Source organism: Paraburkholderia franconis (assembly GCF_009362735.1).
GTDB lineage: Bacteria > Pseudomonadota > Gammaproteobacteria > Burkholderiales > Burkholderiaceae > Paraburkholderia > Paraburkholderia franconis.
Map to the genome: position 1 here is coordinate 1 of NZ_WHNP01000167.1, position 5,538 is coordinate 5,538.

The 5,538-nt window shown below is 63.4% G+C and carries 6 protein-coding genes; 4 read left to right on the forward strand and 2 right to left on the reverse strand.

Annotated elements, in window-relative coordinates; genetic code table 11:
• The 3 genes from GCT13_RS46825 to GCT13_RS46835 all read left to right on the forward strand — a co-directional run.
• The coding region (locus GCT13_RS46825; protein ID WP_227747397.1) for a thiamine pyrophosphate-dependent enzyme at positions 1–356 on the forward strand (356 nt) is incomplete at its 5' end.
• A gap of 85 nt (positions 357–441) precedes the next feature.
• On the forward strand, positions 442–1,476 hold the full coding sequence (gene pta, locus GCT13_RS46830; protein WP_152768353.1) for a phosphate acetyltransferase: 1,035 nt from the start codon (positions 442–444) through the stop codon (positions 1,474–1,476).
• A gap of 36 nt (positions 1,477–1,512) precedes the next feature.
• Positions 1,513–2,274 carry a sulfite exporter TauE/SafE family protein gene (locus GCT13_RS46835; protein WP_152768354.1) on the forward strand — a complete coding sequence of 254 codons (762 nt, stop codon included), beginning with the start codon at positions 1,513–1,515 and terminating at the stop codon, positions 2,272–2,274.
• Positions 2,275–2,287: 13 nt separating this feature from the next.
• On the opposite strand, the gene GCT13_RS46840 is transcribed toward GCT13_RS46835, so the two are convergent.
• Together GCT13_RS46840 and GCT13_RS46845 are read right to left on the reverse strand one after the other, a co-directional pair.
• The gene (locus GCT13_RS46840) at positions 2,288–4,021 is read right to left on the reverse strand and encodes a cobaltochelatase CobT-related protein (protein WP_152768355.1); all 1,734 of its coding nucleotides are present in this window, start codon (positions 4,019–4,021) and stop codon (positions 2,288–2,290) included.
• Positions 4,018–5,013 carry an AAA family ATPase gene (locus tag GCT13_RS46845; RefSeq protein WP_152768356.1) on the reverse strand — a complete coding sequence of 332 codons (996 nt, stop codon included), beginning with the start codon at positions 5,011–5,013 and terminating at the stop codon, positions 4,018–4,020. Before GCT13_RS46845 ends, GCT13_RS46840 begins: the two co-directional genes overlap by 4 nt.
• Positions 5,014–5,187: 174 nt before the next feature.
• Here GCT13_RS46845 and GCT13_RS46850 point away from each other — a divergent pair.
• On the forward strand, positions 5,188–5,538 hold a 351-nt coding region (locus tag GCT13_RS46850), incomplete at its 3' end, for a thiamine pyrophosphate-binding protein (RefSeq protein WP_265335354.1).

Sequence of the window (5,538 nt, forward strand, 5' to 3'; positions counted from 1 at the left end):
AGACGCTCACCTGCGTGCGGCACAACATCCCCGTGACGGCTGTGGTGTTCCACAACCGGCAGTGGGGCGCGGAAAAGAAGAACCAGGTGGACTTCTACAACCGCCGCTTCGTCGCCGGCGAGCTCGACAATCCGAGCTTCGCGGGCATCGCGAAGGCGATGGGCGCCGAGGGCATCGTCGTCGACCGGCTCGAGGACGTCGGCCCGGCACTGAAGAAGGCGATCGACCTGCAGATGAATCACGGCAAGACCACGATCGTCGAGATCATGTGCACGCGCGAACTCGGTGATCCGTTCCGCCGCGACGCGCTGTCCAGACCCGTGCGCCTGCTCGACAAGTACAAGGACTACGTCTGAACGAGCGCTCCCGCAGCGCGGCGTTCCCCGGCAACTTCAGGCTGTGCCGGGAACGCCGCTTGTACCATCACAGCCCATCGCAGCCATGAAGCCCATCTACCGCATCATCGAGAGCGCGCGTCAATCGCCCATGCGTATCGTGCTGTGCGAGTCCGAGGACGCGCGCGTGCTGCGCGCCGCACAGCGCGCGACGCAGGAAGGTATCGCCCGTATCGTGCTGGTCGGCGACACTGGGCCAACCCGGCAAGCCGCAGAGAAAGAAGGCATCGATCTCACCGGCATCGAGCTTGTCACGCCCGCGACCTCGCCTCTTTCCCGGCAATTCGCCGAAGAACTGTTCGCGCTGCGCAGCAAGAAAGGCATGACACGCGACGAGGCGCAGCGGGAAGTGCTCAATCCGCTTTGCTTCGCGAATCTGATGGTGCGCCTCGGGCACGCTGACGGATCGGTCGCGGGCGCAGTCAACACCACGGCCGACGTCGTGCGCAACGCGATTCAGATCATCGGCGTTCGCCCGTCGTTCAAGCTCGTGTCGAGTTTCTTCCTGATGATGCTGTGCGAGCCCTTCCATACGATGAAGGGCGGACTGATCTTTTCGGACTGCGCGCTCGTCGTCGAACCCGACGCCGTGCAGCTCTCCGAAATCGCGATGGCCGCCGCTGACAGCACCCGTGCCCTGTTGATGGAAGAGCCCAGAGTGGCGATGCTGTCGTTCTCCACCAGCGGCAGCGCGCACCATGCCGCCGTCGACAAGGTCGTCGAGGCGACGCGTCTCGTCAAGGAAGCACGCCCGCATCTGGCCATCGACGGCGACGTGCAGCTCGACGCCGCGATCGTCGCCGAGATCGCGATGCGCAAGGTTCATCATTCGCAGGTCGAAGGTCACGCAAACACGCTGATCTTTCCGGGTCTCGAAGCGGGCAATATCGGCTACAAGCTCGCGGAGCGCATCGGCGGCGCGAAGGCGATCGGGCCCTTGCTGCAAGGCCTGCAAAAACCCGCCAACGATCTTTCGCGCGGATGCAGCGAGGATGATATTTACTACGTGATTGCAGTAACCTGCGTACAGGCACATGCAGCGCTCGGAGTCCTGCCCGCAGATGAACACGCATCATCATGATTCGAAAGCAGGTGTCAGGGGGGACATGCCCCCATCATGACCCTCGACAAGCTGATTCCTCTTCTGGCGCTGATGGGCGCCGCAAGCTATTTCCAGACCGTGACGGGCTTTGGGCTCGGCATGATCGTGATCGGTGTCGCAAGCGGAACGAACCTCGCGCCCGTTGCAAGCGTGGCTGCGCTCGTCAGCGTCGTGACGCTCGCGAACTGTTCGATCGCCCTGCCCGGCAAGCTGCATCACGTCGATTGGCGCGCGGTGGGCGCTGCCACGCTCGGCATCGTGCCTTCCGTGATTGCGGGCGTCGCGCTACTCGATTACCTGAGCGCCGCTGCATCGGCAGTGCTGCATCTGCTGCTGGGCATCGTCGTGCTGTATGGCGGCATCGGCTCTGCGTTGCGGCCCGCGCCACTCGAACAGCGGTCGGGTAATCGCGGCTTTTTCATGAGCGGTGTGTTCGGCGGGCTGCTGAGCGGCATGTTCGGCATATCGGGGCCGCCACTCATCTATCAGTTCTATCGACAGCCCCTGTCCGTCACGCAGATCCGCTGCGCGCTAATCGTTCTGTTCGGCGAGACTGCCGCGATCCGCACGACATTCAGTGCATCGACGGGCCAGTTGAACTCGGCCATCTGGATACAGGCAGCGATCGCGCTGCCCGTCGTCAGCCTCGCGACACTGGCGGCGCGTCATCGACCGCCGCCGCTGTCAGGCGTGATGACGCGACGCGTTGCGTTCGGCGTGCTGGTGATCATCGGCGGACAGCTCGTGTTGACCTCCGTCTGGCGGCTTGTCGCGTAGCGCCTATCTGACGCTATCTGCCGCGCCGTCCGCCCGCACCGATAAAGCCCACGATCTCGGCAAGCAAGGTCATGTCAGGCGGCGCCGAAAGGTCCACGGCGAGCGAATGCCGATAGTACGGACTGAGATCGAGCCCGATACCGAGCCCCAGCACTTCGACATCGCCCGCCGCCCGCTGCTCGCCTATCACCTGCTTCAGATGATTGTCGAGGTAGTAAACGTCGTTGGCCTGATGGGTCGCGGCGTCCATCGGGCTGCCGTCCGATACGACGATCAGGATGCGCCGGTTCACAGGATGCGCGCGCAATCTGTTGCACGCCCACTCGATAGCTTCGCCGTCCACGCCCTCGCGAAAGAGATCGCCCTTGAGCAGAGCGGCGATATCAGCACGTGCGCGTCGCCAGCTCGTTTCCGCGTTCTTGAACACGAGATGGCTCACTTCGTTCAGCCGCCCCGGATGACGCGGCCGCCCCTGCGCCAGCCAGTCGAGCCGCGCGCGGCCGCCGTTCCATGCGCCTGTCGTGAAGCCCAGCACTTCGCTGGCGATGCCCGCCGAGTCGAGCGCCCGCGTCAGCACATCGATCAGCATCGTGACGGGTTCGATCTGCGCTCGCATCGAGCCCGAGCAGTCGATCAGAAAGCTCACCATCGATTCGGCGATCAACGTGTGGTGTTCGAGGCGAAACAGACGCCGCTCGGCGGGCGAGCTGACGAGTTGCGCGAGCCGCCTTCCGTCGATACGTCCATGCTCTTCGCCAAACGACCAGCCGTCGCGCTGCGGCACGGCGAGCGCGGCCTTCAACGCGCGCGCGAGACGCGGCACATTGAGTGCCTGTGCGCCGATACGTTGGTCGAGGCGTTCGCGATACTCTGAAAGCAGCGCCTTGCGCACGAGCGTTCCCGCACAGGACTCGCGATCGTAGCGGGTCGTGAAGACGCGATAGCCTTGCTCCGACGCTCGCAGCACGCGGCTCTCGCCCGTGTGCGCAAGCGTGATGCCTTCCTCGTCACCGTCTTCGAAGTCGAGAAAGAGCGAGATCGCATTGCGCGCCGCCTCGTCGTCTTGCTGATCTTCGGCTTCGTCGGGCAGCGCGGCGCGTTCGGCGTCGATCATCTCGCTGATCTGCCGCGCCAGTTCGAGCGCGTGTTCCGCGAATGCGCATTGATCGCTGCGCGTGCGCCGCATGCCGACAAGCGGCGCGCCGATCACGGGCGCAACGGAAGCCCGCGTCGCTTCGATCAGACCTTCCGTTTCCTCCAGCACGGGCCAACCCGACAGACGCGACCAGCACATCTGCGCAACGGTATAGAGCAGCAATCCGAGATGTCCGTCGACGATCCTCGAGCGATGCATGTCGCGCGACCACGCTTCGAAGCGGCTCCGAAGATTCTGCGCAAGCCCCGGCATGCCTTCGGGCAACAACGATTCGCAGCGCAACTGTTCGAGCAGCTCGAATAGCAGCCGTTGAACGGAACCCTCCGGCAGCAGCCGACGATGCAGTTCGGCATCGGAATGCCGTAACCGCAATGCCGCGCCATCCGCTGCACCGCGCAGCGATGCGAACGTATCCTCCGCAGGCGCGGTGCGCAAATGCGGCGCATGAATGGGCAGCGGCTTCATGTTCCGGCACAGTCGACCGTTGCTGTAATGCAAGGCGGCATCGCCCGTTAGCGCGCGCACGGTCGCTGCACGCAGCGCGTCGCCGCGCGCAGCGCGCCGGGCCGCTTCGCGATCGGACGACTTCATGTCGTTGCCAGGTTGAGCGCGTTGCCGCTTTCGAACGAAACCAGTTCCTTGCCGAACGCGCGCTGGAAGTATTCGGCGACGACCGGCCGCTCGGCTTCGTCGCACTTGTTCAGGAACGTCAGGCAAAACGCGAGGCCCGGATCGCGAAAGATCCTGATGTTCTCTGCCCAGTTGATCACGGTGCGCGGCGACATCAGCGTCGACAGATCGCCTGCCGCAAAGCCTTTGCGCGTCAGTTCGGCCACGCTGACCATCGATTCGACGAGCGCGCGGCCTGCTGCGTCGTCGAGCTCGGGCGCACGCGCGAGCACGATCGCCCGCTCGTCGTCGCGCGACAGATAGTTCAGCGTCGCGACGACGTTCCAGCGGTCGATCTGCGCGTGATTCAGCGTCTGCGTGCCGTGATAGAGCCCGTTGAGATTGCCGAGTCCGACGGTGTTGGTCGTCGCGAACAGCCGGAAACACGGATGCGGATGAATCACGCGGTTCTGGTCGAGCAGCGTGAACTTGCCGTCGGTTTCGAGGATGCGCTGGATGACGAACATCACGTCGGGGCGACCCGCATCGTATTCGTCGAAGATCAGCGCGACGGGGCGCTGCAACGCCCAAGGCACGATCCCTTCCTGAAACTCAGTCACCTGATGATCGTCGCGCACGACGATCGCATCTTTGCCGACGAGATCGAGCCGGCTGATGTGGCCGTCCAGATTGACGCGAACGCACGGCCAATTCAGGCGCGCGGCCACCTGTTCGATGTGAGACGACTTGCCTGTGCCGTGCAGCCCTTGAACCATCACACGCCGGTTGCACATGAAGCCGGCGAGAATCGCCAACGTCACCTCGGTGTTGAAGCGATAGACCTCGTCGATATCCGGAACGTAATCGTCTCGCTTGCTGAAGGCGGGCACTTTCAGATCGACATCGATGCCGAACACGCTGTGCGCGTCCACCATGCGATCCGGCTTGCTGGTCACGATATCGGTCACTTCCATCCTCCTGTTCGAACGCGATCACGAACGCATATCACATGATAACGTCATTATTTTTTAGATACAAATCGTTCCGTTAATTGTTTTTGTGGGTTGACCGCGGTCTAATTTCGCCCTACATTCGTCTCATTCATCTTATTTGGAACATTTCGTTCCGTTTAATTAACTGGAGACACCATGAGCGAGCAAGATCCGGCCACTTCCGCCCCGCATGCCACCGCCGTCAGCCTCGGTCCGCAGGCGATGACCCCGTCCGAAGCCTTTGTCGAAACGCTGGCCGCCAACGGCGTCACCGAGATGTTCGGCATCATGGGCTCCGCCTTCATGGACGCGATGGACATCTTCGCGCCCGCCGGCATCCGCCTGATTCCCGTCGTCCACGAACAGGGCGCCGGTCACATGGCCGACGGCTATGCGCGCGTCTCGGGCCGCCATGGCGTGGTCATCGGCCAGAACGGCCCCGGCATCAGCAATGCCGTCACCGCGATTGCCGCCGCCTACTGGGCGCACAGCCCCGTGGTCATCGTC

Bases quoted from the DNA above. Each gene is read 5' to 3' on its own strand.
- GCT13_RS46845 (WP_152768356.1), bottom strand. From the start codon at position 5,013: ATGGAAGTGACCGATATCGTGACCAGCAAGCCGGATCGCATGGTGGAC.
- GCT13_RS46835 (WP_152768354.1), top strand. From the start codon at position 1,513: ATGACCCTCGACAAGCTGATTCCTCTTCTGGCGCTGATGGGCGCCGCA.
- pta (WP_152768353.1), top strand. From the start codon at position 442: ATGAAGCCCATCTACCGCATCATCGAGAGCGCGCGTCAATCGCCCATG.
- GCT13_RS46840 (WP_152768355.1), bottom strand. From the start codon at position 4,021: ATGAAGTCGTCCGATCGCGAAGCGGCCCGGCGCGCTGCGCGCGGCGAC.